Annotated in this window: 18 protein-coding genes; 10 read left to right on the plus strand and 8 right to left on the minus strand. The window is 58.3% G+C overall.

What is annotated here, in order from left to right:
- Nucleotide 1: 1 nt before the first annotated feature.
- The 6 genes from rplI (at nucleotide 2) to ACWGZX_RS17230 (ending at nucleotide 11,672) form a co-directional block, all read left to right on the plus strand.
- Nucleotides 2–448: a 50S ribosomal protein L9 gene (gene rplI / locus ACWGZX_RS17205; protein ID WP_003197251.1), complete on the plus strand. Its 447-nt coding sequence runs from the start codon at nucleotides 2–4 to the stop codon at nucleotides 446–448.
- Between the two features lie 136 nt (nucleotides 449–584).
- Nucleotides 585–1,979 carry a replicative DNA helicase gene (dnaB, locus tag ACWGZX_RS17210; RefSeq protein WP_452624724.1) on the plus strand — a complete coding sequence of 465 codons (1,395 nt, stop codon included), beginning with the start codon at nucleotides 585–587 and terminating at the stop codon, nucleotides 1,977–1,979.
- 273 nt (nucleotides 1,980–2,252) lie between these two features.
- The gene (locus ACWGZX_RS17215; RefSeq protein WP_033049522.1) at nucleotides 2,253–4,556 is read left to right on the plus strand and encodes a YgiQ family radical SAM protein; all 2,304 of its coding nucleotides are present in this window, start codon (nucleotides 2,253–2,255) and stop codon (nucleotides 4,554–4,556) included.
- A 375-nt stretch (nucleotides 4,557–4,931) separates the two neighbouring features.
- Complete coding sequence (locus tag ACWGZX_RS17220; RefSeq protein WP_452624725.1) at nucleotides 4,932–8,207, plus strand: transglutaminase family protein; 3,276 nt, start codon at nucleotides 4,932–4,934, stop codon at nucleotides 8,205–8,207.
- An 88-nt stretch (nucleotides 8,208–8,295) separates the two neighbouring features.
- Nucleotides 8,296–10,782, plus strand: a complete 2,487-nt coding sequence (locus ACWGZX_RS17225) for a circularly permuted type 2 ATP-grasp protein (protein ID WP_452624726.1) — start codon at nucleotides 8,296–8,298, stop codon at nucleotides 10,780–10,782.
- The gene (locus ACWGZX_RS17230) at nucleotides 10,782–11,672 is read left to right on the plus strand and encodes a transglutaminase family protein (protein ID WP_452624727.1); all 891 of its coding nucleotides are present in this window, start codon (nucleotides 10,782–10,784) and stop codon (nucleotides 11,670–11,672) included. The genes ACWGZX_RS17225 and ACWGZX_RS17230 overlap by 1 nt, the downstream gene beginning before the upstream one ends.
- A 222-nt stretch (nucleotides 11,673–11,894) precedes the next feature.
- Here ACWGZX_RS17230 and ACWGZX_RS17235 read toward each other — a convergent pair whose 3' ends face one another.
- Nucleotides 11,895–12,083, minus strand: a complete 189-nt coding sequence (locus ACWGZX_RS17235) for a hypothetical protein (protein WP_223518450.1) — start codon at nucleotides 12,081–12,083, stop codon at nucleotides 11,895–11,897.
- Between the two features lie 68 nt (nucleotides 12,084–12,151).
- Nucleotides 12,152–12,739, minus strand: coding sequence for an LOG family protein (locus ACWGZX_RS17240; protein ID WP_452624728.1), 588 nt, complete (start codon nucleotides 12,737–12,739; stop codon nucleotides 12,152–12,154).
- 344 nt (nucleotides 12,740–13,083) lie between these two features.
- Here ACWGZX_RS17240 and azu point away from each other — a divergent pair, with 344 nt between their 5' ends.
- Nucleotides 13,084–13,530 carry an azurin gene (azu, locus tag ACWGZX_RS17245; protein WP_452624729.1) on the plus strand — a complete coding sequence of 149 codons (447 nt, stop codon included), beginning with the start codon at nucleotides 13,084–13,086 and terminating at the stop codon, nucleotides 13,528–13,530.
- A gap of 167 nt (nucleotides 13,531–13,697) precedes the next feature.
- Here azu and nadE read toward each other — a convergent pair whose 3' ends face one another.
- The 5 genes from nadE to ACWGZX_RS17270 all read right to left on the minus strand — a co-directional run bounded on the left by nadE (nucleotide 13,698) and on the right by ACWGZX_RS17270 (nucleotide 17,889).
- Nucleotides 13,698–14,525 carry an ammonia-dependent NAD(+) synthetase gene (gene nadE / locus ACWGZX_RS17250; RefSeq protein WP_452624730.1) on the minus strand — a complete coding sequence of 276 codons (828 nt, stop codon included), beginning with the start codon at nucleotides 14,523–14,525 and terminating at the stop codon, nucleotides 13,698–13,700.
- 4 nt (nucleotides 14,526–14,529) lie between these two features.
- Nucleotides 14,530–15,756, minus strand: a complete 1,227-nt coding sequence (gene pncB, locus ACWGZX_RS17255) for a nicotinate phosphoribosyltransferase (protein WP_223518459.1) — start codon at nucleotides 15,754–15,756, stop codon at nucleotides 14,530–14,532.
- Nucleotides 15,757–15,880: 124 nt separating this feature from the next.
- Nucleotides 15,881–16,045 (minus strand): hypothetical protein, encoded by a 165-nt coding sequence (locus tag ACWGZX_RS17260; protein WP_452624731.1) that lies wholly within the window; start codon nucleotides 16,043–16,045, stop codon nucleotides 15,881–15,883.
- Nucleotides 16,046–16,048: 3 nt separating this feature from the next.
- Nucleotides 16,049–16,306 carry a hypothetical protein gene (locus tag ACWGZX_RS17265; RefSeq protein ID WP_223518462.1) on the minus strand — a complete coding sequence of 86 codons (258 nt, stop codon included), beginning with the start codon at nucleotides 16,304–16,306 and terminating at the stop codon, nucleotides 16,049–16,051.
- 125 nt (nucleotides 16,307–16,431) lie between these two features.
- Nucleotides 16,432–17,889 (minus strand): alanine/glycine:cation symporter family protein, encoded by a 1,458-nt coding sequence (locus ACWGZX_RS17270; RefSeq protein ID WP_452624732.1) that lies wholly within the window; start codon nucleotides 17,887–17,889, stop codon nucleotides 16,432–16,434.
- Between the two features lie 177 nt (nucleotides 17,890–18,066).
- Here ACWGZX_RS17270 and ACWGZX_RS17275 point away from each other — a divergent pair, with 177 nt between their 5' ends.
- Nucleotides 18,067–18,876 (plus strand): helix-turn-helix domain-containing protein, encoded by an 810-nt coding sequence (locus ACWGZX_RS17275; protein WP_223518464.1) that lies wholly within the window; start codon nucleotides 18,067–18,069, stop codon nucleotides 18,874–18,876.
- A 96-nt stretch (nucleotides 18,877–18,972) separates the two neighbouring features.
- On the opposite strand, the gene ACWGZX_RS17280 is transcribed toward ACWGZX_RS17275, so the two are convergent.
- Nucleotides 18,973–19,884 carry a LysR family transcriptional regulator gene (locus ACWGZX_RS17280; RefSeq protein WP_452624733.1) on the minus strand — a complete coding sequence of 304 codons (912 nt, stop codon included), beginning with the start codon at nucleotides 19,882–19,884 and terminating at the stop codon, nucleotides 18,973–18,975.
- A gap of 174 nt (nucleotides 19,885–20,058) precedes the next feature.
- Between ACWGZX_RS17280 and amaB the strand changes: the two genes are divergently transcribed.
- Both amaB and amaA read left to right on the plus strand, forming a co-directional pair.
- Complete coding sequence (gene amaB, locus ACWGZX_RS17285) at nucleotides 20,059–21,549, plus strand: L-piperidine-6-carboxylate dehydrogenase (protein ID WP_452624734.1); 1,491 nt, start codon at nucleotides 20,059–20,061, stop codon at nucleotides 21,547–21,549.
- A gap of 110 nt (nucleotides 21,550–21,659) precedes the next feature.
- Complete coding sequence (amaA, locus tag ACWGZX_RS17290) at nucleotides 21,660–22,943, plus strand: L-pipecolate oxidase (protein ID WP_452624735.1); 1,284 nt, start codon at nucleotides 21,660–21,662, stop codon at nucleotides 22,941–22,943.
- The last annotated feature ends 148 nt before the right edge of the window (nucleotides 22,944–23,091 follow it).

Consider the following 23,091-nt stretch of genomic DNA (forward strand, 5'->3'; position numbering starts at 1 on the left):
CATGCAACTGATCCTTCTGGAAAAAGTCACCAACCTGGGCAACCTGGGTGACAAAGTGAACGTTAAGGCTGGTTACGGTCGTAACTACCTGCTGCCTTACGGCAAAGCTACCGCTGCGACCGCTGCCAACCTGGCTGCGTTCGAAGAGCGTCGCGCTGAGCTGGAAAAAGCCGCAGCAGACCGTAAAACTTCGGCTGAAAGCCGTGCCGCCCAACTGGCTGAGCTGGAAGTGACTATCACTGCCACCGCCGGTGACGAAGGCAAGCTGTTCGGTTCGATCGGCACCCACGACATCGCTGATGCACTGACCGCCTCTGGCGTTGAAGTTGCAAAAAGCGAAGTTCGTCTGCCGAACGGCACCATCCGCAACGTAGGCGAATTCGACGTAGCCGTGCACCTGCACGCCGAAGTTGAAGCCACCGTACGCGTTGTCGTGGTAGCAGCTTAAGTAGTACTTGTCGGCTGGCACCCTCGGGTGCTTGCCGGTAACATCGGGCACGATCCTGTTTACAGGTCGTGCCCTTTGTCTTTCTGTACCCCCTGCTTTTCATAACCCCTGCTTTTTTTAAAATAACCAAGTGGCCATGAACGATATCTCCGCACCCGAGCAATACGATCTGCAAACCGCTTCCCTGAAGGTGCCGCCGCACTCCATCGAGGCCGAACAGGCCGTGCTCGGTGGTTTGATGCTGGACAACAACGCCTGGGAACGCGTGCTCGATCAAGTGTCGGATGGCGATTTCTATCGGCATGACCACCGCCTGATCTTCCGCGCTATCGCCAAGCTCGCCGACCAGAACTCCCCGATTGACGTCGTGACCCTTGCCGAGCAATTGGACAAGGAAGGTCAGACCTCGCAGGTCGGCGGCCTCGGTTACCTCGGCGAACTGGCGAAAAATACTCCGTCCGTCGCCAACATCAAGGCGTATGCGCAGATCGTTCGTGCACGGGCGACGTTGCGCCAGTTGATCGGCATCGCCACCGAGATTGCCGACAGCGCCTTCAATCCGGAAGGCCGCACGGCAGAAGAGATTCTCGACGAAGCTGAACGGCAGATCTTCCAGATCGCCGAGGCCCGGCCAAAAACCGGTGGCCCGGTGAGCGTGAATGACCTGCTGACCAAGGCCATCGACCGCATCGACACCTTGTTCAACACCGACAATGCGATTACCGGCTTGTCCACCGGTTACACCGACCTGGACGGCATGACCAGCGGCCTGCAACCGTCCGACCTGATTATCGTCGCTGGTCGTCCGTCCATGGGTAAAACCACGTTCGCGATGAACCTAGTGGAAAACGCCGTGTTGCGCAGCGACAAATGCGTCCTGGTTTACTCGCTGGAGATGCCAGGTGAATCGCTGATCATGCGTATGTTGTCGTCCTTGGGCCGTATCGACCAGACCAAGGTCCGGGCCGGTCGCCTGGATGACGACGATTGGCCGCGCCTGACCTCGGCGGTCAACCTGCTCAATGATCGCAAGCTGTTTATCGACGATACGGCGGGCATCAGTCCATCGGAAATGCGTGCTCGGACTCGACGTTTGGTGCGAGAGCACGGCGATGTCGGGCTAATCATGATCGACTACCTGCAATTGATGCAGATTCCAGGTTCCGGCGGCGACAACCGGACCAACGAGATTTCCGAGATCTCCCGTTCCTTGAAGGCCCTGGCCAAGGAATTCAACTGCCCGGTGGTGGCGTTGTCCCAGCTCAACCGCTCCCTGGAGCAACGGCCGAACAAACGCCCGATCAACTCCGACCTCCGGGAATCCGGAGCGATCGAGCAGGATGCTGACGTGATCATGTTCGTCTACCGGGATGAGGTGTATCACCCGGAAACCGAGCATAAAGGCATCGCCGAAATCATCATCGGTAAACAGCGGAACGGCCCGATCGGCACGTCACGACTGGCGTTTATCGGTAAATACACCCGCTTCGAAAACCTCGCACCGGGTAGCTATAACTTCGACGACGAATAAAAACCTGTGGGAGCGAGCTTTTGTGGCGAGGGGGCTTGCCCCCGTTGGGTCGCGAAGCGGCCCCAGTATTTATCCAGTTGAAACAAGCTCTCAGGTTTTACGACTGCTTCGCAGCCGAACGGGGGCAAGCCCCCTCGCCACATGGGTTGTATCAAGCCCCAGAATTTTTCCTTGGGATAAGCTGACCAATTTCCGACCATAGCCGTCGGAATTGGTTATTTTTTGTGCTATATTCCGCGCCCGCGATTTTTCATCTCAACACCGGTCATCGTCATGCAAACAGCCAAGCCGTTATTTGACTATCCCAAGTACTGGGCCGAATGCTTCGGTCCAGCGCCATTCCTGCCGATGAGCAGGGAGGAGATGGATCAGCTTGGCTGGGATTCCTGCGACATCATCATCGTCACCGGTGATGCGTACGTTGACCATCCGTCGTTCGGTATGGCGATCATCGGTCGGCTGCTGGAGTCGCAAGGCTTCCGCGTCGGGATCATTGCCCAACCGAACTGGCAGTCCAAAGACGACTTCATGAAGCTCGGTGAGCCGAACCTGTTCTTCGGTGTCGCGGCCGGCAACATGGACTCGATGATCAACCGCTACACCGCCGACAAGAAAATCCGTTCCGATGACGCCTACACCCCTGGTGGCCTGGCGGGCAAACGTCCGGACCGCGCGAGCCTGGTTTACAGCCAGCGCTGCAAAGAAGCCTACAAGAACGTGCCAATCGTTCTCGGTGGCATCGAAGCCTCCCTGCGCCGCATCGCTCATTACGATTACTGGCAGGACCGGGTACGCAACTCGATCCTGATCGACGCTTGCGCCGACATCCTGCTCTACGGCAACGCCGAGCGTGCAATCGTCGAAGTCGCCCAGCGTTTGTCTTATGGTCACAAGATCGAAGACATCACCGACGTGCGCGGCACCGCGTTTATCCGTCGTGACACGCCGAAAGACTGGTACGAAGTCGACTCCACGCGCATCGACCGTCCGGGCAAGATCGACAAGATCATCAACCCGTACGTGAACACCCAAGACACCCAGGCCTGCGCAATCGAGCAGGAAAAAGGTCCGGTTGAGGATCCGACTGAAGCCAAGGTCGTGCAGATCCTCGCCAGCCCGAAGATGACGCGCGACAAGACCGTGATCCGTCTGCCGTCGGTCGAGAAAGTCCGTGGCGACGCGGTGCTTTACGCTCACGCCAACCGCGTACTTCACCTGGAAACCAACCCGGGCAACGCCCGCGCGCTGGTGCAGAAGCATGGCGAAGTCGACGTCTGGTTCAACCCGCCGCCGATTCCGATGACCACTGAAGAAATGGACTACGTGTTCGGCATGCCTTATGCGCGCATTCCGCACCCGGCGTACGGCAAGGAAAAGATCCCTGCCTACGACATGATCCGCTTCTCGGTGAACATCATGCGTGGCTGCTTCGGCGGCTGCACCTTCTGCTCGATCACCGAGCACGAAGGCCGGATCATCCAGAACCGTTCCGAAGAGTCGATCATTCGCGAAATCGAAGAGATCCGTGACAAGGTCCCAGGCTTCACCGGCGTCATTTCCGACCTCGGCGGCCCGACAGCGAACATGTACCGCATCGCCTGCAAGAGCCCGGAAATCGAATCCGCGTGCCGCAAGCCATCGTGCGTGTTCCCCGGCATCTGTCCGAACCTGAACACCGATCACTCGTCGCTGATTCAGCTGTACCGCAGTGCCCGAGCCTTGCCGGGTGTGAAGAAGATTCTGATTGCTTCCGGCCTGCGCTACGACCTCGCGGTCGAGTCGCCGGAATACGTCAAAGAGCTGGTGACCCACCACGTCGGTGGTTACTTGAAGATCGCCCCGGAACACACCGAGGAAGGTCCGCTCAACCAGATGATGAAACCGGGCATCGGCAGCTATGACAAGTTCAAGCGCATGTTCGAGAAGTACTCCAAGGAAGCCGGGAAAGAGCAGTACCTGATTCCGTACTTCATCGCCGCCCACCCGGGCACCACCGACGAAGACATGATGAACCTGGCCCTGTGGCTCAAGGGCAATGGCTTCCGTGCCGACCAGGTGCAGGCGTTCTACCCGTCGCCGATGGCCACCGCCACCGCGATGTATCACTCGGGCAAAAACCCGCTGCGTAAGGTCACTTACAAGAGCGACGCCGTGACCATCGTCAAGAGCGAAGAGCAGCGTCGCCTGCACAAAGCGTTCTTGCGTTATCACGACCCGAAAGGCTGGCCGATGCTGCGTGAAGCGCTGACCCGCATGGGCCGCGCCGACCTGATCGGGCCGGGCAAGAACCAGTTGATCCCGCTGCATCAGCCAGCGACCGACAGCTACCAGAGCGCCCGCCGCAAGAACTCGACACCGGCCGGCAGCCACAAGGTTGCAGGGGAAAAGACCACCAAGATCCTGACCCAGCACACCGGCTTGCCGCCGCGTGCCAGCGATGGCGGTAACCCGTGGGACAAGCGTGAACAAGCCAAGGCTGCGGCGTTCGCCCGCAACCAGCAAGCGGCCAAGGAGCGCAAGGACGCGGCCAAAGGCAAAGGCCCTAAACCCGCCCGCAAGCCGGTTGTACCGCGCTAAGCTTCGCTTGAGCTGAACAGAACGCCAACCTTCGGGTTGGCGTTTTGCGTTTCTGAGCCACAGAAAACGGGGCGCCGAGTCGGAAGCTGTGTTGGGGCAACTGGCCTCTTCGCGAGATCGCGCCCGGATTCTGTGTTCACAGCAGATCCCTGTAGGAGCGGGCTTGCCCGCGAAGAGGCCAATTCAGCCGCTACAAAACCCGGCTGGCAGCCCCCCGCTCGCAACATTTGCGTGCAACTGCCCCCAACCAATTTCTCGCATCGCCCGATTTTGGTGCTGTACTGCCTCAAGCAAACGGAGAAAGCGCCAGCGTTGCCGCGATGGCATAAGTCTTGCGCGCTTTCGATAACGCTTAGGGCTCGCAGGAGGCACGCCGTGTCGATTCATGTCGCATTGCACCACGTCACACATTACCGCTACGACCGCGCTGTCGAGCTCGGTCCGCAGATCGTTCGCCTGCGTCCGGCCGCTCACAGTCGCACGCGGATATTGTCGTATGCGCTGAAAGTCTCGCCCGAGCAGCACTTCATCAACTGGCAACAAGACCCCCAGGGCAATTACCTGGCGCGGCTGGTGTTCCCGGAAAAAACCGATGAGCTGCGGATCGAAGTCGATCTGCTGGCAGAGATGGCGGTCTTCAATCCCTTTGACTTCTTTCTTGAGCCTTACGCGGAAAAGATCCCGTTTGCCTACGCCGCGGACGAGCGCAAGGAGTTGGCGCCGTATCTGGAAACCTTGCCCCTGACGCCGACGTTCAAGGCCTATCTGGACGGCATCGACCGCACGCCGCTGCCGAGCGTGGATTTCCTCGTCGCGCTCAACCAGCGCCTGAGCGAAGACATCGGTTACCTGATCCGCATGGAGCCGGGCGTGCAGACGCCCGAGCACACCCTCGAACAGGCTTCCGGCTCCTGCCGCGACTCGGCGTGGTTGCTGGTGCAACTGCTGCGTAACCTCGGGCTGGCCGCGCGCTTTGTCTCCGGTTACCTGATCCAGCTGACCGCCGACGTTAAAAGCCTCGACGGTCCGTCGGGCACTGACGTGGACTTCACCGACCTGCACGCCTGGTGCGAAGTCTATTTGCCCGGTGCCGGCTGGATCGGCCTGGACGCGACGTCAGGGCTGTTTGCCGGTGAAGGTCACATTCCGTTGGCGTGCAGCCCCGATCCCGGCTCTGCGGCACCCATCAGTGGCTTGGTGGAACCGTGCGAGTGCGAGTTCACCCACGAAATGTCCGTGGAGCGGATTTGGGAAGCTCCGCGCGTCACCAAGCCCTACACCGAAGATCAGTGGCAGGCGATTCAGGCGCTGGGCCGGCAGATCGATGCCGACCTGCTGGAAGACGATGTGCGCCTGACCATGGGCGGCGAGCCGACCTTTGTTTCTATCGACGACCCGGACGGCGCCGAATGGAACACTGCCGCATTGGGACCGGACAAACGTCGACTGTCCGCCGAACTTTTCCAGCGCATGCGTAAACACTACGCCCCCAAAGGCCTGGTGCATTTCGGTCAGGGCAAGTGGTACCCCGGCGAGCAATTGCCGCGCTGGTCACTGAACTGCTACTGGCGTCGCGACGGCGTGCCGATCTGGCACAACAGCGCCCTTATCGCCGATGAGCAGGAAGACTACGGCGCCGATGGCGAACTGGCCGGGCGTTTTCTGGCAAGTGTCGCCGAACGGCTGAAGATTCCTACACGCTTTGTGTTCCCAGCCTACGAAGACAATTTCTATTACCTTTGGCGCGAAGGCACGTTGCCGCAGAACGTCAGCGCCGAAGACTCACGTCTGGAAGAACCGCTGGAGCGTGCGCGTCTGCGTAAAGTCTTCAGCCAGGGTCTGGATAAAGTCATCGGTCAGGTCCTGCCGCTGGCGCGCACCGCCAAGAGTGATCAATGGCAAAGCGGGCGCTGGTATCTGCGTGACGAGCATTGCCGGCTGGTGCCGGGGGATTCGCCACTGGGTTATCGCTTGCCGCTGGGCTCGCAGCCTTGGGTGAAAGCGGCGGAATATCCGTTCATTCATCCCAATGATCCGAATCAGGCGTTCGCCGCTCTGCCCGACACCATTGCGTTGAACAGTCCGGGCACGCCAGCCGAAGCGGTGGAGCGTGAACCAAAAATTGACGAGTCCGCCGACTGGCTGACGCGCACCGCGTTTTGCGCCGAAGCCCGGGAAGGGCGGTTGTACCTGTTCATGCCGCCGCTGGAGCGGGTCGAGGACTATCTGGAACTGGTCACCGCTATCGAGGCCACCGCTCAGGAACTGCATTGCCCGGTGTTGCTGGAAGGCTATGAGCCACCGAGCGATCCGCGCCTGAGCAACTTCCGTATCACCCCGGATCCGGGCGTGATCGAGGTCAACGTGCAGCCGTCCGCGACCTGGGACGAGTTGGTCGAACGCACCGAGTTTCTGTATGAAGAAGCGCGCCAGACCCGACTGACCACCGAAAAATTCATGATCGACGGTCGGCACACCGGCACCGGCGGCGGTAATCATTTTGTGTTGGGTGGCGCGACTCCGGCCGACTCACCGTTTCTGCGCCGTCCCGACTTGCTGCGCAGCCTGATTAGCTACTGGCATAACCACCCATCCTTGTCCTACCTGTTTTCCGGACTATTCATCGGCCCGACGTCCCAGGCGCCGCGCGTCGATGAAGCGCGCAACGATGCGCTGTATGAACTGGAAATCGCTTTCGCTCAGATGCCAGAACCTGGCGAGGAATGCGCGCCATGGCTGGTGGATCGGCTGCTGCGCAATCTGCTGATCGACGTGACCGGCAACACGCACCGCGCCGAGTTCTGCATCGACAAACTCTATTCGCCGGACGGTGCAACCGGACGCCTTGGTTTGCTGGAATTGCGTGCGTTCGAAATGCCACCGCACGCGCGCATGAGCCTGGTTCAACAGTTGTTGTTGCGGGCGCTGGTGGCGCGGTTCTGGCGTGAGCCTTACGCGCCGCCGAAACTGGCGCGCTGGGGCACTGAATTGCATGATCGCTTCTTGTTGCCGCACTTCATTGAGCAAGATTTCGCCGATGTGATCGTTGATCTCAATGCGGCCGGTTATCCGGTTCGGGCCGAGTGGTTCGCCGCGCATCTGGAATTCCGTTTTCCCAAGGTGGGCGATTACGCAGTCAGTGGCATTGAGCTGCAATTGCGTCAGGCACTGGAGCCTTGGCATGTGCTGGGCGAGGAGGGCGCGGTCGGCGGCACGGTGCGGTATGTGGATTCGTCGCTGGAGCGCTTGCAGGTCAAGCTCACCGGCCTGCCACCCCAGCGCTACTTGCTGACCTGCAACGGCGTTCCGGTGCCGTTGCAACCCACCGGGCGGGTCGGCGAGTTTGTCGCCGGCGTGCGTTTTCGCGCCTGGCAACCGGCCAACTGCCTGCAACCGACCATCCCGGTCCATGCACCGCTGGTGTTCGACCTGCTCGACACCTGGATGCAACGTTCGCTGGGCGGCTGCCAATACCACGTGGCCCATCCGGGCGGGCGCAACTACGACAGCCTGCCGGTGAACGCCAATGAGGCCGAGAGCCGGCGAATGGCGCGGTTTTTCCGCATCGGACACACGCCGGGGAAGCTTCCTGTGCCGAAGATGGAAATTAACGACGAGCTACCGATGACGCTCGATTTGCGACGTTTCTAAATCGTACGCGACGCTCGGATTTTTCGTATATCCGGGTGTCATGAGCGTGCGTTAGTCTGACCGTTCTTTGCAGTCTGCCGAGCTTTCCATGCCTGATCTGCTTGATCGCTACCCGCTGACGGCGGGCACATATCACGAACTGCTCGACGACAGTGGCGGCGTACGCCCGCACTGGCGTCGGTTGATCGACCAATTGCAGCGCAGTACGCCATCGCAGTTGGTGCAGCGTCAGGCCTTGTTGACCCGGCAGATCCAGGAAAACGGCGTGACCTACAACGTCTATGCCGACCCCAAGGGCGCAGACCGGCCGTGGGAACTCGACCTGCTTCCGCATGTGATTGCCGCGGATGAGTGGGCGCAGTTATCCGCCGGGATCGCTCAACGGGCGCGTCTGTTGAACGCGGTACTGGCGGATCTGTATGGCCCGCAACGATTGATCGCCGAAGGTCTGCTGCCGGCAGAACTGGTATTCGGTCACAACAACTTCCTCTGGCCTTGTCAGGGCATCAAACCGCCCGACGGGGCGTTTCTGCATCTGTATGCCGTCGATCTGGCGCGCACGCCCGATGGTCGTTGGTGGGTCACGGCGGACCGTACTCAAGCACCGTCCGGCGCCGGTTACGCTTTGGAAAACCGCACCATCGTCTCCCGGGCCTTTCCCGAGCTGTATCGCGATTTAAAAGTGCAGCATCTGGCCGGGTTCTTCCGCACGCTTCAGGAAACACTGGCTGGTCAGGCGCCCCGCGATGATGAAGCACCGCTAATCGTGTTGCTCACGCCGGGACGCTTCAACGAAAGCTATTTCGAACACCTGTATCTGGCGCGTCAGCTCGGTTACCCGCTGGTGGAAGGCGGCGACCTCACGGTGCGGGATGCCACGGTCTACCTCAAGACCCTCAGCGGATTGCGCCGGGTTCACGCGATCATGCGCCGGCTCGATGATGATTTCTGCGACCCGCTGGAATTGCGCACCGATTCCGCATTGGGCGTACCGGGGCTACTCGAAGCCGTGCGACAGGGCCGGGTGCTGGTGGCCAATGCTCTCGGCAGCGGCGTGCTGGAGTCGCCGGGGTTACTGGGCTTTTTGCCGAAGATCAATCAGTTCCTGTTTGGCGAAGAACTGCTCCTCCCATCTATCGCTACTTGGTGGTGCGGTGAGGCGCCGGTGCTGGCTCAAGCGCTGGAAAAACTGCCGGAGCTATTGATCAAGCCGGCTTTCCCGTCGCAAAGCTTTGCACCGGTGTTTGGCCGTGACTTGAGTGAAAAACAGCGCCTGGCCCTTGCGTCGCGCATGCAGGCACGCCCTTATGCCTATGTTGCGCAAGAAATGGCTCAGTTGTCCCAGGCGCCGATCTGGCAGGCCGAGGACGGTCAGTTGCAACCGCGTGCCATCGGCATGCGCGTGTACGCAGTGGCCAGCCATGACGGCTACCGGGTTTTACCGGGCGGCTTGACCCGAGTGGCCGCCGAGGCAGACGCCGAAGTGGTGTCGATGCAGCGCGGCGGTGCGAGCAAGGACACGTGGGTGCTGGGTGATCGACCGCCCAGCGGCGAGCAATGGAAAACCCAGCGCACGATTGGTGTGCATGACCTGGTTCGGCGAGATCCTTATTTGCCCTCGCGGGTGGTGGAAAACCTGTTCTGGTTCGGCCGCTATTGCGAGCGCTGTGATGACAGCGCGCGACTGCTGCGCATCATGCTGGCGCGCTACGTGGACGGCGACGATCCGCAAGCCTTGCAGGCGGCTGTCGACCTCGGTGAACGACTGAACCTGTTGCCTGATGAAGGCGAGTTGCCAGAGCGTCTGTTGGCCGCATTGCTCGGCGAAGACTGGCCATTCAGCCTTCGCTCCAATCTGCAGCGCTTGCAGTGGGCGGCCTCGCAAGTGCGCGGCAAACTCTCGCGGGAAAACTGGCAGGCGTTGGTGGAGTTGCAGCGCGAGGCCATGGAGCTGGAAACCGAAGAGCCGGATTTCGGCGAGCTGCTGGATTTTCTCAACCGTCTGGTGATGTCGCTGGCGGCGCTTTCTGGCTTCGCCCTGGACGACATGACCCGTGACGAAGGCTGGCGTTTCCTGATGATCGGGCGGCGGATCGAACGCCTGCAATTTCTCAGCGGCAGTCTGGCAGCATTTTTGCGCGGCGCCGGGGCCTTCGATCAGGCCAGGTTGGAATGGCTGCTGGAGTTGGGCAACAGCAGCATCACCTACCGTTCGCGGTATCTGGCGGTGGCGCAACTGCTGCCGGTGCTGGACCTGTTGCTGCTCGATGAGCAAAACCCTCACGCCGTGCTGTTCCAGTTGAAGCTGGTGACTCGAACCCTGAAACGCTTGAATGACGACTTTGGTGTGCCTCGCGAAGCGGGTTTGCCGTTGTTGGTGGAGCGACTGGCGCAATTCGATCTGGGTTGCCTGGAAAACGCTTTGTTCGGCGAAACCAGCGTCCGCGCCGCGCTCAATGGGCTGGCCGATTTGCTGCAAGAAATCGCCGACGCCAGCGGGCAAGTGTCGGATCGCCTGGCCTTGCGCCATTTCGCCCATGTCGATGATGTCAGCCAGCGCACGGTATCCGTCTGATGAGTGCTCACTACCAGATTTCCCACGACACCCACTATCACTATGACAGTCCGGTCTCTTTGGCCCAGCAGCTCGCGCATCTCTGGCCGCGGCCCTGCGCGTGGCAGCGCTGCACCGCTCGACAATTGCAGATCAGTCCCGACCCGACCGTGCGCCGGGATGAGCTGGATGTGTTTGGCAATCCGCTCACGCGATTGGCCTTTGAGCGCCCGCACGATGAGTTGCTGGTCAATGCCAGCCTCACAGTCGAAGTCCTCGCCCGGCCCACGCTGGATTTCAATCAATCGCCGGCCTGGGAAGACACCCGCAACGCGCTGACCTACAGCAGCCTGCCGCTGTCACCCGAAGTTCTTGAAGCCTGTCGGTATCGGTTCGAATCGCCTTACGTGCATTTGAAGCGCAACTTCGTCGACTTCTCCGAGAGTTGCTTTCCGGCGGGGCGGCCATTGCTGTGGGGTGTTCAGGCTTTGATGGAGAAGATCTTCAGCGAGTTCACCTTCGACGCCGAAGCGACCCAAGTGGCGACGCCTTTGGTGGAAGTGCTGGAGCGCCGACGCGGAGTTTGTCAGGACTTCGCTCACCTGATGCTTGCGTGCGTGCGTTCCCGTGGTCTGGCCGCTCGCTACATCAGCGGTTATCTGCTGACTCAGCCACCGCCCGGGCAGCCCCGGTTGATCGGCGCGGACGCGTCCCATGCCTGGGTCTCGGTGTTTTGCCCGGCGCTGGGATGGGTCGATTTCGACCCGACCAACAACGTACAACCGGCACTCGAACACATCACCCTGGCTTGGGGCCGGGATTTCTCCGATGTCTCGCCATTGCGGGGGGTGATTCTGGGAGGGGGCAATAATGACCCGGAAGTCAGCGTCACCGTGATGCCACTGGATTAACAAAGATCCACTGTAGGAGTGAGCCTGCTCGCGATAGCGATCTGACAGTCACATGGAGGTTGGATGTAACGCCGCAATCGCGAGCAGGCTCGCTCCCACAGGGGACTGTGTGCGTTCTTCAGATAGGGATATTTCAGAGGGGACTGTGAGGGTCAGCAAAGTGACTGCTGACCCTGGACACAGATCCGGTGGGCCTGATCAGATCATCCGGCCCTGAGGGTCTCAGGCGTCGGGCGCCTGATCTTTCGGTGCTTCAGTTTCGTCTGTAGCCACGTCGCCTTCAGCATCCGGGTTCAGTGCTGCTGCTTCTTCTTCAGCTGTAGCTTTCTTGCGCTGAAGCTTTTCCTCTTTCTTCTGCTCCTTGGCCAAGTCTCTCTGACGTTTGGCGAAGGAATAATTAGGTTTAGCCATGGGCGATCCTCTGGGGTCGAAGGTGAGGTTGAGCGGCGCATATTCTGCCCTGTATCGGTGCCGAGCCGTTAGCTGGGTTTTTGATCGGTCCATTTTGGCAGGACCGAGGGTTTCCAGGCGTCCAGTGCATCGAGCAGGGTTTGCGGTGATTCGCTCACTTGCAGCATGTCACGGTGCGGTGCGCGAACGAAGCCTTCGCCGACGATATGATCAAGAAAACCGGTCAATTTGCTGTAGAACCCGTTTACTTCCAGCAGACCGAGCGGCTTGCCGTGGTAGCCGAGCTGGCCCCAGGTCCAGACTTCGAACAATTCTTCCAGGGTACCCAGGCCTCCGGGCAGAGCGATGAACGCGTCACTGAGTTCGGCCATCCGCGCCTTGCGCGCATGCATGCCATCGACCACTTCCAGACGCGTCAGGCCGCTGTGGCCGATTTCCTTGTCTTTGAGGCTTTGCGGGATGATCCCGATCACTTCACCGCCGGCCGCCAGCGCAGCATCGGCAACAATTCCCATCAAGCCCACGGCACCGCCGCCATAAACCAGGGTCAACTTGCGTTCGGCCAAGGCGCGCCCCAAGGCCACAGCCGCTTCACGATAAGCTGGGTGGGTGCCGGTGCTGGCGCCGCAAAATACACAAACAGACGATAAAGACATGCCTTACTCCAGGGTCAGGATGGCCAACAGAATAAAGGCAGGTCAGCTACGCTCCAAGGGTTAAACCTCGCGCTGGGGTGTTTCACAGGTGCCGCTGGCGCCACAGGCGTAGGCGGCAAGCAAACTGCACAACAGGCTATTCATGGACATGAGAGGCGCTCCATATGAAGGATGACGGCCTGATGATAGGGCCGTGCCAGACGCCTGGCTGGTAGATTGTTTCGATAGGGGTCATAGCCCAAAAGTTGTATACAATTTTTGATTCAGGTCATAGGAACTTGCGAAGATTTCAGGCAGTCTTCTGTCCATTCGCACTTTTGTTAACCCTGCCTTGGAGATTCACCATGTTCGCCAAACTTGTTGCGGTATCCCTGCTGACACTGGCCAGCAGTCAATTGATGGCTGCCGAGTGCAAGACAACTATCGATTCCACTGATCAGATGTCCTTCAACAGCAAGGCCATTGAAATCGACAAGAGCTGCAAGACCTTCACCGTTGAGCTGACCCACTCTGGCAGCCTGCCGAAAACCGTCATGGGCCATAACTGGGTCCTGAGCAAAGAGGCTGACATGCAGCCGATTGCTACCGCTGGCCTGGCCGCAGGCATCGACAAGAACTACCTGCCGGAAGGTGATGCGCGCGTCATCGCTCACACCAAAATCATCGGTGCTGGCGAAAAAGATTCGGTGACCTTTGACGTGTCGAAGCTGGCGGCGGGTGAAGCTTACGGGTTCTTCTGCTCGTTCCCGGGCCACATCTCGATGATGAAAGGTACGGTTACCCTGAAGTAATCAAATCGAGCTCATAAAAAAGCGTCCGCTGGGGACGCTTTTTTTGTGCCCGGCATTAAACCGAGTCATCGTTCATCGCGGGCAAGCCTTGCTCCTACAGGGTTGGCGTCGTGAACCGTAGGAGCATGGCTTGCCAGCGATGGCGCCCGTAAGAACGCCGCTTGAAATCAAGGCGCAAACGGCATCACCCGCTTGTGATGAGTCTTTTTATACGTATCACAAATGATCTTGAACGCTTCCTCACGCACCGCTTCGCCGTGTAGAAACGCATCAATCTCGGCATAGGTCACGCCGTGTGACGCTTCGTCCGGTTTACCCGGCGACAGGTCTTCCAGATCGGCGGTGGGGATTTTTTCTACCAGCGATTCCGGCGCACCGAAACTGCGAGCGATATCCCGAACCTGGTTTTTTACCAGTCCGCTCAACGGTGCCAGGTCGCACGCGCCGTCACCGAACTTGGTGAAGAACCCCATCACCGCTTCCGCCGCGTGGTCAGTGCCAATCACCAGTCCGTGGGCGGCGCCCGCGATGGTGTACTGAGCGACCATGCGCATCCGTGCTTTGGTGTTACCGAGCACGAAATCTACCGAGACCGCGTGCTTGCCTTCGAAGGCGGCGACTTCATTGGCCAGGGATTTGACCGCCGGGCCGATGTTCACGGTGTGGCGCTCGTCCGGGGCGATGAAATCCACCGAGGCCTGAGCGTCGTGCTCATCGAACTGGGTCTCGTACGGCAGACGTACCGCGATGAATATATAACTCTTGTCACCGGTGCGTTGGCGTAATTCGCGCATGGCGCGTTGGGCCAGCAGGCCGGCCGTCAGCGAGTCGACGCCACCGCTGATGCCCAGCACCAGGGTCTTGAGTCCGGAATTGACCAGGCAATCCTGAATGAAGCTGACTCGCCGAGCGACTTCTGCCTCAAGGGCGGCCTCGTCGGCAAACGGCGGTTGAACCTTGAGCTGCTCAGCAATCTCACGCTGTACGGCTTGCATGAATTCACTCCTTGCTAGATGTGCTTGAAAGGGCGGCAGGTACTTTGAAAACGTGTCGCAAATAGGCGACGAAATTCGGGTCTTTGCAGTGAGTCTTGCCAGGCTCATCGGAAATTTTTGCGACGGGCTGACCGTTGCAGGCTGCCATTTTAAGCACGATGCTCATGGGTTCAACACCTGGAATATCACACGTCAGGTTAGTGCCGATGCCAAAGCTGACATTGATCCGACCCCGAAGCGCGCGGAATATCTCCAGTGACTTGGGCAGTGTCAGGCTATCGGAGAATGTCAGCGTCTTACTCAACGGGTCGATACCGAGCTTGTGATAGTGGGCGATGGCTTTTTCCGCCCATACCACCGGATCACCCGAGTCGTGGCGCAGGCCGTCGAAAAGTTTGGCGAAAAACAGATCGAAATCACCGAGGAAGGCATCCATGGTGATGCAGTCAGTCAGGGCGATCCCCAGCAGGCCGCGGTATTCGCGCACCCAGCAGTCGAGCGCGGCAATTTGACTGTCGATCAGCCGTGGCCCCAGTTGCTGGTGGGCCATGATCCATTCGTGGGCCATGGTGCCCAACGGTTTCATGTCCAGTTCTCGGGACAGGTGTACGTTGCTGGTGCCGACGAAGCGCCCGGGGAAGTCGTGCTTGAGCACGTTCACCACTTCTTCCTGTACGCGGTACGAAAAGCGACGGCGCGTGCCGAAATCGGCGACCTGCAACTCGGACAATTCGTCGCTGCTGGCGTTGGCGGTCAGCCAGTCGAACTTGCGGTAAAGCTGTTCTCGCGCCTGCTCCAGGACTATTTCCCGGTAGCGATAGCGGTTGCGCACTTCACTGACAATCGCCAGCAGCGGCACTTCGAACAGAATCACATGCAGCCACGGCCCACGCAGGCGGATGAACAGCTCGCCGTTTTCGATGCCGGTGTGGATGTAACGCAGGTTGAAACGGAACAGCCCGAGAAAGCGCAGGAAATCCGGCTTCAGAAAACTGATGCGTTCCAGAAAACCCAGTTGATCGGCGCTCAGGCTCAACTCTGCCAGGCGCTCGATCTGGAAACGGATCTCGGCCAGGTACGGGCGTAAATCTTCACTGTTGCGGCAACGAAACTCCCATTCGACTTCGACGTTCGGGTAATTGTGCAGCACCGCCTGCATCATCGTCAGTTTGTAGAAGTCGGTGTCGAGCAGGTTCTGCACGATGCGATCGCCAAACACGCTCTCGCTCATAACGGGGTTCTCCGCATTGAATGGGGATAGTGGCGCATATCGGTGGTGTGAATTGCCAGTTTTTTTTGCGTTCATGATGGATTAATCACATGTTACCGGACCCTCAAACGCAAACGCCTGTGGTTCATGAGTTACCGGACGTTGCTTCAAGCGCCGCCTGGATGACAAGCGCCAGGCTCTCCCAACTTTTTACATAGCCATCAAGGTGGGGGTGGCGGGGAATAAGCCCGGTTTCAATTGCCTTGATCATTGCCGCTTTTATCATTTCATGGGTCGCTGATTTGGCCATGATTTACAGTCCTTTAAATGTTATTTGATCCAGTGCGTCGACACCGTCCTGTAACAATAAATAGGCTGGAAGTATCAGCCGGAAAAAGTCAGCGTCATTAGTATGCTTAAGGGTTACGGACGTCAGTGTCTCTAAAAGGCTGGTGGCAGCGCGTATTCTGAAACAAGCATCTTCAAATAACAGATGAGGTGCAGCATGCGTGTCTATATAGAAAGTTGGATTGTTTGATGCGTTGGCTTTAAGCGGTTGATAGCGATTCACAGACGAACTCCTTGAGCGCGCTTGGGTTTGGAAGGCGCGAGTACTTTTTACTGATGATGGTGCGAAGGCATTGCTTAAGGGCTGAACCATCGCAGATGCGCAATGGTTCAGAGTTCATTCGGAATTTACGCGACCTGTACTTTAGCTGGGCGGCGATCCGCACATACAGGACTCATTGGTGGAAGAGGAGCTGTCACCGCAGGCCAGGCCCTCAAGTCGAGATCCAGATCACTGAATTTGCTTGAGTCAAAAATGGGCGTTTTGTTGCCATCGCGACGTTGTTCGTCGTAGTCGCCCAGAATTCGCATGCAGACTTTGAATAGCAATGTCATCGCTATCAGGTTGACTAGGGCCAGCAGTGTCATGGTGATGTCGGCAAACGCAAGCACCGTTGAGAGGTCTTCAACCGAACCCCAAAAGACCAGCGTCAATACTAATGCGCGGTACGCAATTAATGATTTACGAGGGGCAGCAATGATAAACCGTAAGCTGTTCTCTCCCAGGTAGTAGTTGTAGAGCATTGCCGTGAACACAAACAGTGCAAGTACCACGCTGATAAACATCCGGCCCCAATCACCTACCACCGCAGCCAGCGAGTTTTGTGCCAACGCAATGCCGTCGCCTTCGAAACCGGGGGCATAAAAACCGGAAAGCAAAATGATCAGCGCAGTACACGTGCAAATAACGATGGTATCGATGAAGACACTGAACGCCTGCACCACGCCTTGTGCCACCGGATGGGCAATCTTTGCCGTGGATGCGACGTTAGGCGCACTGCCTAGTCCTGCTTCATTGGAGAACACACCGCGCCTCACCCCCATAATGATTGCGCTGCCGACGAGCCCGCCAAACGCCTGATCCAGTCCGAAAGCGCTTTTGACAATACTGATCAGCACGCCGGGGACCTGGTCAATTTGCAACACGATGACGTAAAGCGTCACGACGATGTAGGCGATAACTTTAAGGGGAACCAATAGATCGGCTACGGCCGCTATTCGCTTTATGCCGCCCACGAACACTATGCCCAGCAACAACGACAGCGTGAATCCGGACCACGTCGTCGATAAACCAAAGGCATTGTTGAGAGAGTGTGATACGGCATGAGACTCAAGGCCATTGATGGCAAACCCAAAGGTCACCAACAGCAGGAGCGCAGCAATCGTGCCGAGCCAGCGTTTGCCCAGACCATGTTGGATGTACCAGGATGGGCCCCCTCGATATTGACCGTTTGCATCGCAGCGTTTGTAGAGTTGACCCAGTGAGCATTCGAAAAAGCTGCTCGACATCCCCAACAGAGCGGTCATCCACATCCAGAACACTGCACCGGGTCCGCCCATGCTCAAGGCAATGCCGACGCCCACGATATTGCCGGTTCCGACCCGTCCGGCCAGGCTGAGCGTCAATGCCTGCAATGAACTCAAGTGGTTATTGCCGGTGTGCGAACTGCCACGTAAAACAGAAATCATGTGTACGAAGTATCGAAACTGTACAAATCGCGAGCGGATGGTGAAGTAGGTTCCAAGTCCAAGAACCAAAGGTATCAAAACCTTTCCAGAGAGAAAGTCATTGATGACGTCAAGCATTCAAAGCTCCTTGCTGTTTTAAGAGTGCTGGCGAATCGAGGGTGTACAAGATCCTGAAATCCTTCAGGTCCCGTAATATCAAGTCATCTATCAATTTGCGCAATTTCGCAAGTTGCTTAAATGTGATGCGAGTTGCTGCTATGGTTGTGCCTCCTGACGCTGTTGTGATGGGTTGATATGCACAATTTTCTACCTGCTAACCTAAGACTGTTATGCAGTCACTACCGATCGGTCTCTGAGGTCTGTAGGAAACTTCGGATTAATCGTGGCCAATTTAATAAATACCTATGTGGAAGTAGCGTCCCCACGGCTTTTAACCTAAAGAGGATTTGTGATTTTTTTGGAGTGGAAGAATTAGAAATATTTTTGCCGACAGATCAATTCGTCATTCTTATTGGTGTTAAAACGAGACGAATTAGTCCTGCCAACGAGATGACGGCACCGCAGCGGATGCTTGATCACCTTCGTCAACAGTCTTCGTCGCAGCTCAGAGCTCACACGGGCTACTACTACGAGTACTACCATGCAATGACAGAGCCAGGTTCCATTCTGTGTTCCCTGGTGCATATACACGAGGAGGGGGAGCATTTCGTATACGAACGAAATGAACGCCTGCAGATAGCTGGGACGGATGGGGAATTTGAGCGGTATCGATATGTGGGGGTTGCCTACTACCTACAGGATCGCTTGTTTCTCATCGATTACGAATCGCTGACGTCCAACGAGATTAGCCAAACCATTCTTATCCCGAGCTTCAAAAGCTGCATTACTCGACTTAATGGCTTGAAAATGGGCGTTTCCGCTGCGGACTATCGTACTCCTGCCTGTTCGAGGGTTGTTTGGGAGTATCTCGGGCCGGAGATCAATCGAATAAATGCATATCGCAGGTTGCGACTGTACAACATCGATGATCCCGCCATTGATGATGATCTGCGCGGGCGCCTCGCTCAAACCAAAGTCGTTGATGGCCTCTTTGTTATTGCGTGACGCCATGAAGAGCCTGATAAACCGTGTTGCCGGTTTTGGGGCTGCTGCGCAGCCGAGCGGGAGCAGGCTCCCTCGCCACAGGGACTGAGCGCGCTCCTAAATTTGTGACATGTCCGGGCTATCAATCTGCTCCAGCATCCACTTCACAAAATCGCGCACTTTGGGCACTTCCGCCGAATGCTCGGGATACGCCAGGTAATAGGCATCCGTGCTGGGCATCGCGTGTTTCCACGGTATGACCAGTTTGCCGTCAGCCAATTCCTCTTCCACCAGAAACTTCGGCAACAGGGCTACACCGCAGCCGACCTGAGCGGCGCGTATGCACATGTAAAAGGTTTCAAAGCGCGGGCCGTGGTAGCTGTGCTCGGTGTGGTAGCCCTGACTATCGAACCAGTCGTGCCAGGCCTGTGGGCGGGAGGCGTTTTGCAGCAGGACCAGGTCGGTGAGTTGCGTCGGATCGGTGAACGGCGTGTCCGGCAGGCTGCCCGGTGCGCAGACCGGCACCAGCTCTTCGCTGAACAGTTTCAGGCATTCGGTGCCTGGCCGTGAACCCTGGCCGAAGTAGAACGCCAGATCGCTGCGACCTTGCAGTAAATCGTCGGCTTCCTGCTCGCTGCACAGGTCCAGATGGATCGAAGGATGACGCAGGCGCCAGCCTTTCAGGCGGGGCACCAGCCAGCGCGCACCGAAAGTCGGCGGGGTCGAAACGCGTAAGACTTCGGTTTCACCGCCGTAGGAGCGCAGGTAATGGGTCGACATCTCGACTTGGGTGAGGATTTTTCGTACTTCCACCAGGTACAAATCACCGGCCGGGGTCATTTGCAGGCGTCGGCGCACGCGGCGGAACAACAAGTGCTGCAACAATTCTTCAAGTTGCGCGACCTGTTTACTGACGGCGCTCTGGGTCAGGTTCAGCTCTTCGGCGGCCCGGGTGAAGCTCAAATGCCGGGTCACGGCTTCGAAACACTGCAGTGCTGTGATCGACGGCAGGTAGCGTTTATTCAGCATTGTCTGTCCTTTTTCTTGTTTCTTTCTTTTCAGCAATTCGCAGCATGAATAAACGGAATGATATCTCTCTTAATCGTCGTTTGTTGGGTAACCTCCGGGGAGCTAAAACTACAGGTCTGATCAGCCGTGATATTGCGGCTGCACGTTTTCTGTTTTTTGCTTGAGGAGTGACCCATGGTTGCCGCATTGCTTGATCGTCTTGGTGTAAACCCGGCCCTGTACCAGAACGGCAAAGTGCCGGTGCATTCGCCAATCGATGGCAGCCAGATCGCTGCCGTAAATTGGGAAGGTGCTGCTGAAGTCGAGCAGCACATCAGTCGTGCCGATCATGCGTTCGAACTGTGGCGCAAAGTCCCGGCGCCGCGTCGTGGCGAACTGGTGCGCCAACTGGGCGACATCCTGCGTGAATACAAGGCCGACCTTGGCGAACTGGTGTCTTGGGAAGCTGGCAAGATTACTCAGGAAGGCCTGGGCGAAGTTCAGGAAATGATCGACATCTGCGATTTCGCCGTCGGCCTGTCCCGTCAGTTGTACGGCTTGACCATCGCTTCCGAGCGTCCTGGCCACCACATGCGCGAAACCTGGCACCCGCTGGGTGTCGTCGGCGTCATCAGTGCGTTCAACTTCCCGGTCGCAGTCTGGGCCTGGAACACCACGCTGGCGCTGGTGTGCGGTAACCCGGTGATCTGGAAGCCGTCGGAGAAAACCCCACTGACCGCGTTGGCCTGCCAGGCGCTGTTCGATCGCGTCCTGAAAAACTTCAGCGATGCACCGCCACACCTGAGCCAAGTGATCATCGGCGGCCGCGATGCCGGCGAAGCACTGGTCGATGATCCGCGTGTCGCGCTGATCAGCGCCACCGGCAGCACCCGCATGGGCCGCGAAGTGGCGCCGAAAATCGCCGCGCGTTTCGCCCGTAGCATTCTGGAATTGGGCGGTAACAACGCGATGATCCTCGGCCCAAGCGCCGACCTGGACATGGCCGTTCGCGCCATCCTGTTCAGCGCCGTCGGCACCGCCGGTCAGCGTTGCACCACGCTGCGTCGTCTGATCGCGCACGAATCGGTGAAGGAAGAGATCGTCACCCGCCTGAAAGCCGCCTATTCCAAAGTGCGCATCGGCCATCCGCTGGAAGGCAACCTGATTGGTCCGCTGATCGATAAACACAGCTTCGAAAACATGCAGGACGCGCTGGAGCAGGCCCTGAGCGAAGGCGGCCGAGTGTTTGGCGGCAAGCGCCAACTGGAAGACAAATTCCCTAATGCTTACTACGTCGCGCCGGCCATTGTTGAAATGCCGGAGCAGAGCGACGTGGTGTGCCACGAAACCTTCGCACCGATTCTGTACGTGATCGGTTACAAGGATTTCGACGAAGCCCTGCGCCTGAACAACGCCGTGCCACAAGGCCTGTCGTCCTGCATCTTCACCACCGATGTGCGTGAAGCCGAGCAATTCATGTCGGCGGTGGGCAGCGACTGCGGCATCGCCAACGTCAACATCGGCCCGAGTGGCGCAGAAATCGGTGGCGCGTTTGGTGGCGAGAAAGAAACCGGCGGTGGTCGTGAATCAGGCTCCGATGCGTGGCGCGGGTACATGCGTCGCCAGACCAACACCGTGAACTACTCGCTGGAGCTGCCGTTGGCTCAGGGCATCACGTTCGACTGATGGTCCCCTTCGCTGGCAAGCCAGCTCCTACAGAGCATTGCAAACTTTTGTAGGAGCTGGCTTGCCAGCGAAGCTCTTGTTGTTTGTTAGGTTTCTGTTGGAGTCTGGCAATGCCGTTACGCGAAGAGTGTCTGTGGGAAAAACTGACGCCGCAAAGGCCCGACAACGCGGCGCTCAAGGGTGAAGTGACAGTCGATGTCTGCGTCATCGGCGCCGGTTTCACCGGTTTGTCGGCGGCGGTGCATCTGCTGGAGCAAGGTAAATCGGTGTGTGTACTGGAAGCTCATCGCGCCGGCCATGGTGGTTCGGGGCGCAATGTCGGATTGGTCAACGCCGGCATGTGGATTGCGCCGGACGACATCGAGGCCGGATTCGGCGAAGCGGTGGGCAGTCAGCTCAATCGCATGCTTGGCGCGGCACCGTCCCTGGTGTTCAGCCTTGTGGACAAATACAACATCGATTGCCAATTACGCCGTGAAGGCACGTTGCACATGGCGCATAACGCCCGCGGCGAAGCGGATTTGCGCAGTCGTGAAGAACAATGGAAACGTCGCGGAGCGCCGGTCGAGCTCTTGACCGGGCAAGCCTGCGAGCAGGCGACGGGCACTAAAAAAATTGCCGCCGCCTTGCTCGATAGACGTGCCGGCACCCTCAATCCAATGGCCTATACCACCGGGCTGGCCAACGCGGCCATCGGCCTGGGCGGCCAACTGTTCGATCATTCTGCGGTCACCCGGCTCGAACGTCAGGGTCAACGCTGGTCGGTGCAAACCGCTCAGGGTTCGGTCATGGCCGAGAAAGTCGTGATCGCCTCCAACGCTTACACCGAAGGCGACTGGACGGAACTGCGGCGCAACTTTTTCCCCGGTTACTACTATCAAGTGGCTTCGGTGCCGCTGACCGAAGACGCCGCGCAACAGATTCTTCCCGGTGGCCAGGGTTCCTGGGACACCCGCCAGGTGCTCAGCAGCATTCGACGCGACAAGGACGGGCGTCTGTTGCTCGGCAGTCTCGGTAATGGCAATCAGAAGCCGGCCTGGTTCCTGAAAGCGTGGGCCGATCGCGTTCAGCAGCATTATTTTCCCTACCTTAAACCGGTGGAATGGGAATGCACCTGGACCGGTCGCATCGCTTTCACACCTGACCATTTGATGCGTCTGTTCGAGCCAGCGCCCGGTTTAGTGGCCGTTACCGGTTACAACGGTCGTGGCGTGACGACGGGTACGGTAGTCGGCAAAGCCTTTGCCGATTATTTGTGTAACGGAAATCCTCAAGCGCTGCCGATTCCGTTCGCACCGATGCAGCCCCTGGCGGGAGTAGGGTTGCGCAGTTGTCTTTATGAGGCTGGATTCTCGCTGTATCACGCAGGCCAGTGCTTGCGGATCGTTATTTGATTGTTGAAATTTGTTGCTGGAAGCGGCGTTTTTCGGCGCAGCGTCTAGCCTGTGATGGTGCGGGTTGTAGCAGTCCCGCACCAGCAGTGTGCACTTCGGTGACGAACGGTGTTACAGGCTGGTTGCACGTCGTTTGACGCCGCGGTTG

Source organism: Pseudomonas sp. CLCA07, assembly GCF_053615335.1.

Bases quoted from the DNA above. Each gene is read 5' to 3' on its own strand.
- ACWGZX_RS17235 (WP_223518450.1), bottom strand. From the start codon at position 12,083: ATGGCTAAACCTAATTATTCCTTCGCCAAACGTCAGAGAGACTTGGCC.
- nadE (WP_452624730.1), bottom strand. From the start codon at position 14,525: ATGCAAGCCGTACAGCGTGAGATTGCTGAGCAGCTCAAGGTTCAACCG.
- amaB (WP_452624734.1), top strand. From the start codon at position 20,059: ATGGTTGCCGCATTGCTTGATCGTCTTGGTGTAAACCCGGCCCTGTAC.
- ACWGZX_RS17215 (WP_033049522.1), top strand. From the start codon at position 2,253: ATGCAAACAGCCAAGCCGTTATTTGACTATCCCAAGTACTGGGCCGAA.
- dnaB (WP_452624724.1), top strand. From the start codon at position 585: ATGAACGATATCTCCGCACCCGAGCAATACGATCTGCAAACCGCTTCC.
- ACWGZX_RS17280 (WP_452624733.1), bottom strand. From the start codon at position 19,884: ATGCTGAATAAACGCTACCTGCCGTCGATCACAGCACTGCAGTGTTTC.
- ACWGZX_RS17270 (WP_452624732.1), bottom strand. From the start codon at position 17,889: ATGCTTGACGTCATCAATGACTTTCTCTCTGGAAAGGTTTTGATACCT.
- ACWGZX_RS17275 (WP_223518464.1), top strand. From the start codon at position 18,067: ATGCACAATTTTCTACCTGCTAACCTAAGACTGTTATGCAGTCACTAC.
- ACWGZX_RS17240 (WP_452624728.1), bottom strand. From the start codon at position 12,739: ATGTCTTTATCGTCTGTTTGTGTATTTTGCGGCGCCAGCACCGGCACC.
- ACWGZX_RS17230 (WP_452624727.1), top strand. From the start codon at position 10,782: ATGAGTGCTCACTACCAGATTTCCCACGACACCCACTATCACTATGAC.
- rplI (WP_003197251.1), top strand. From the start codon at position 2: ATGCAACTGATCCTTCTGGAAAAAGTCACCAACCTGGGCAACCTGGGT.
- pncB (WP_223518459.1), bottom strand. From the start codon at position 15,756: ATGAGCGAGAGCGTGTTTGGCGATCGCATCGTGCAGAACCTGCTCGAC.
- ACWGZX_RS17260 (WP_452624731.1), bottom strand. From the start codon at position 16,045: ATGGCCAAATCAGCGACCCATGAAATGATAAAAGCGGCAATGATCAAG.
- azu (WP_452624729.1), top strand. From the start codon at position 13,084: ATGTTCGCCAAACTTGTTGCGGTATCCCTGCTGACACTGGCCAGCAGT.
- amaA (WP_452624735.1), top strand. From the start codon at position 21,660: ATGCCGTTACGCGAAGAGTGTCTGTGGGAAAAACTGACGCCGCAAAGG.
- ACWGZX_RS17225 (WP_452624726.1), top strand. From the start codon at position 8,296: ATGCCTGATCTGCTTGATCGCTACCCGCTGACGGCGGGCACATATCAC.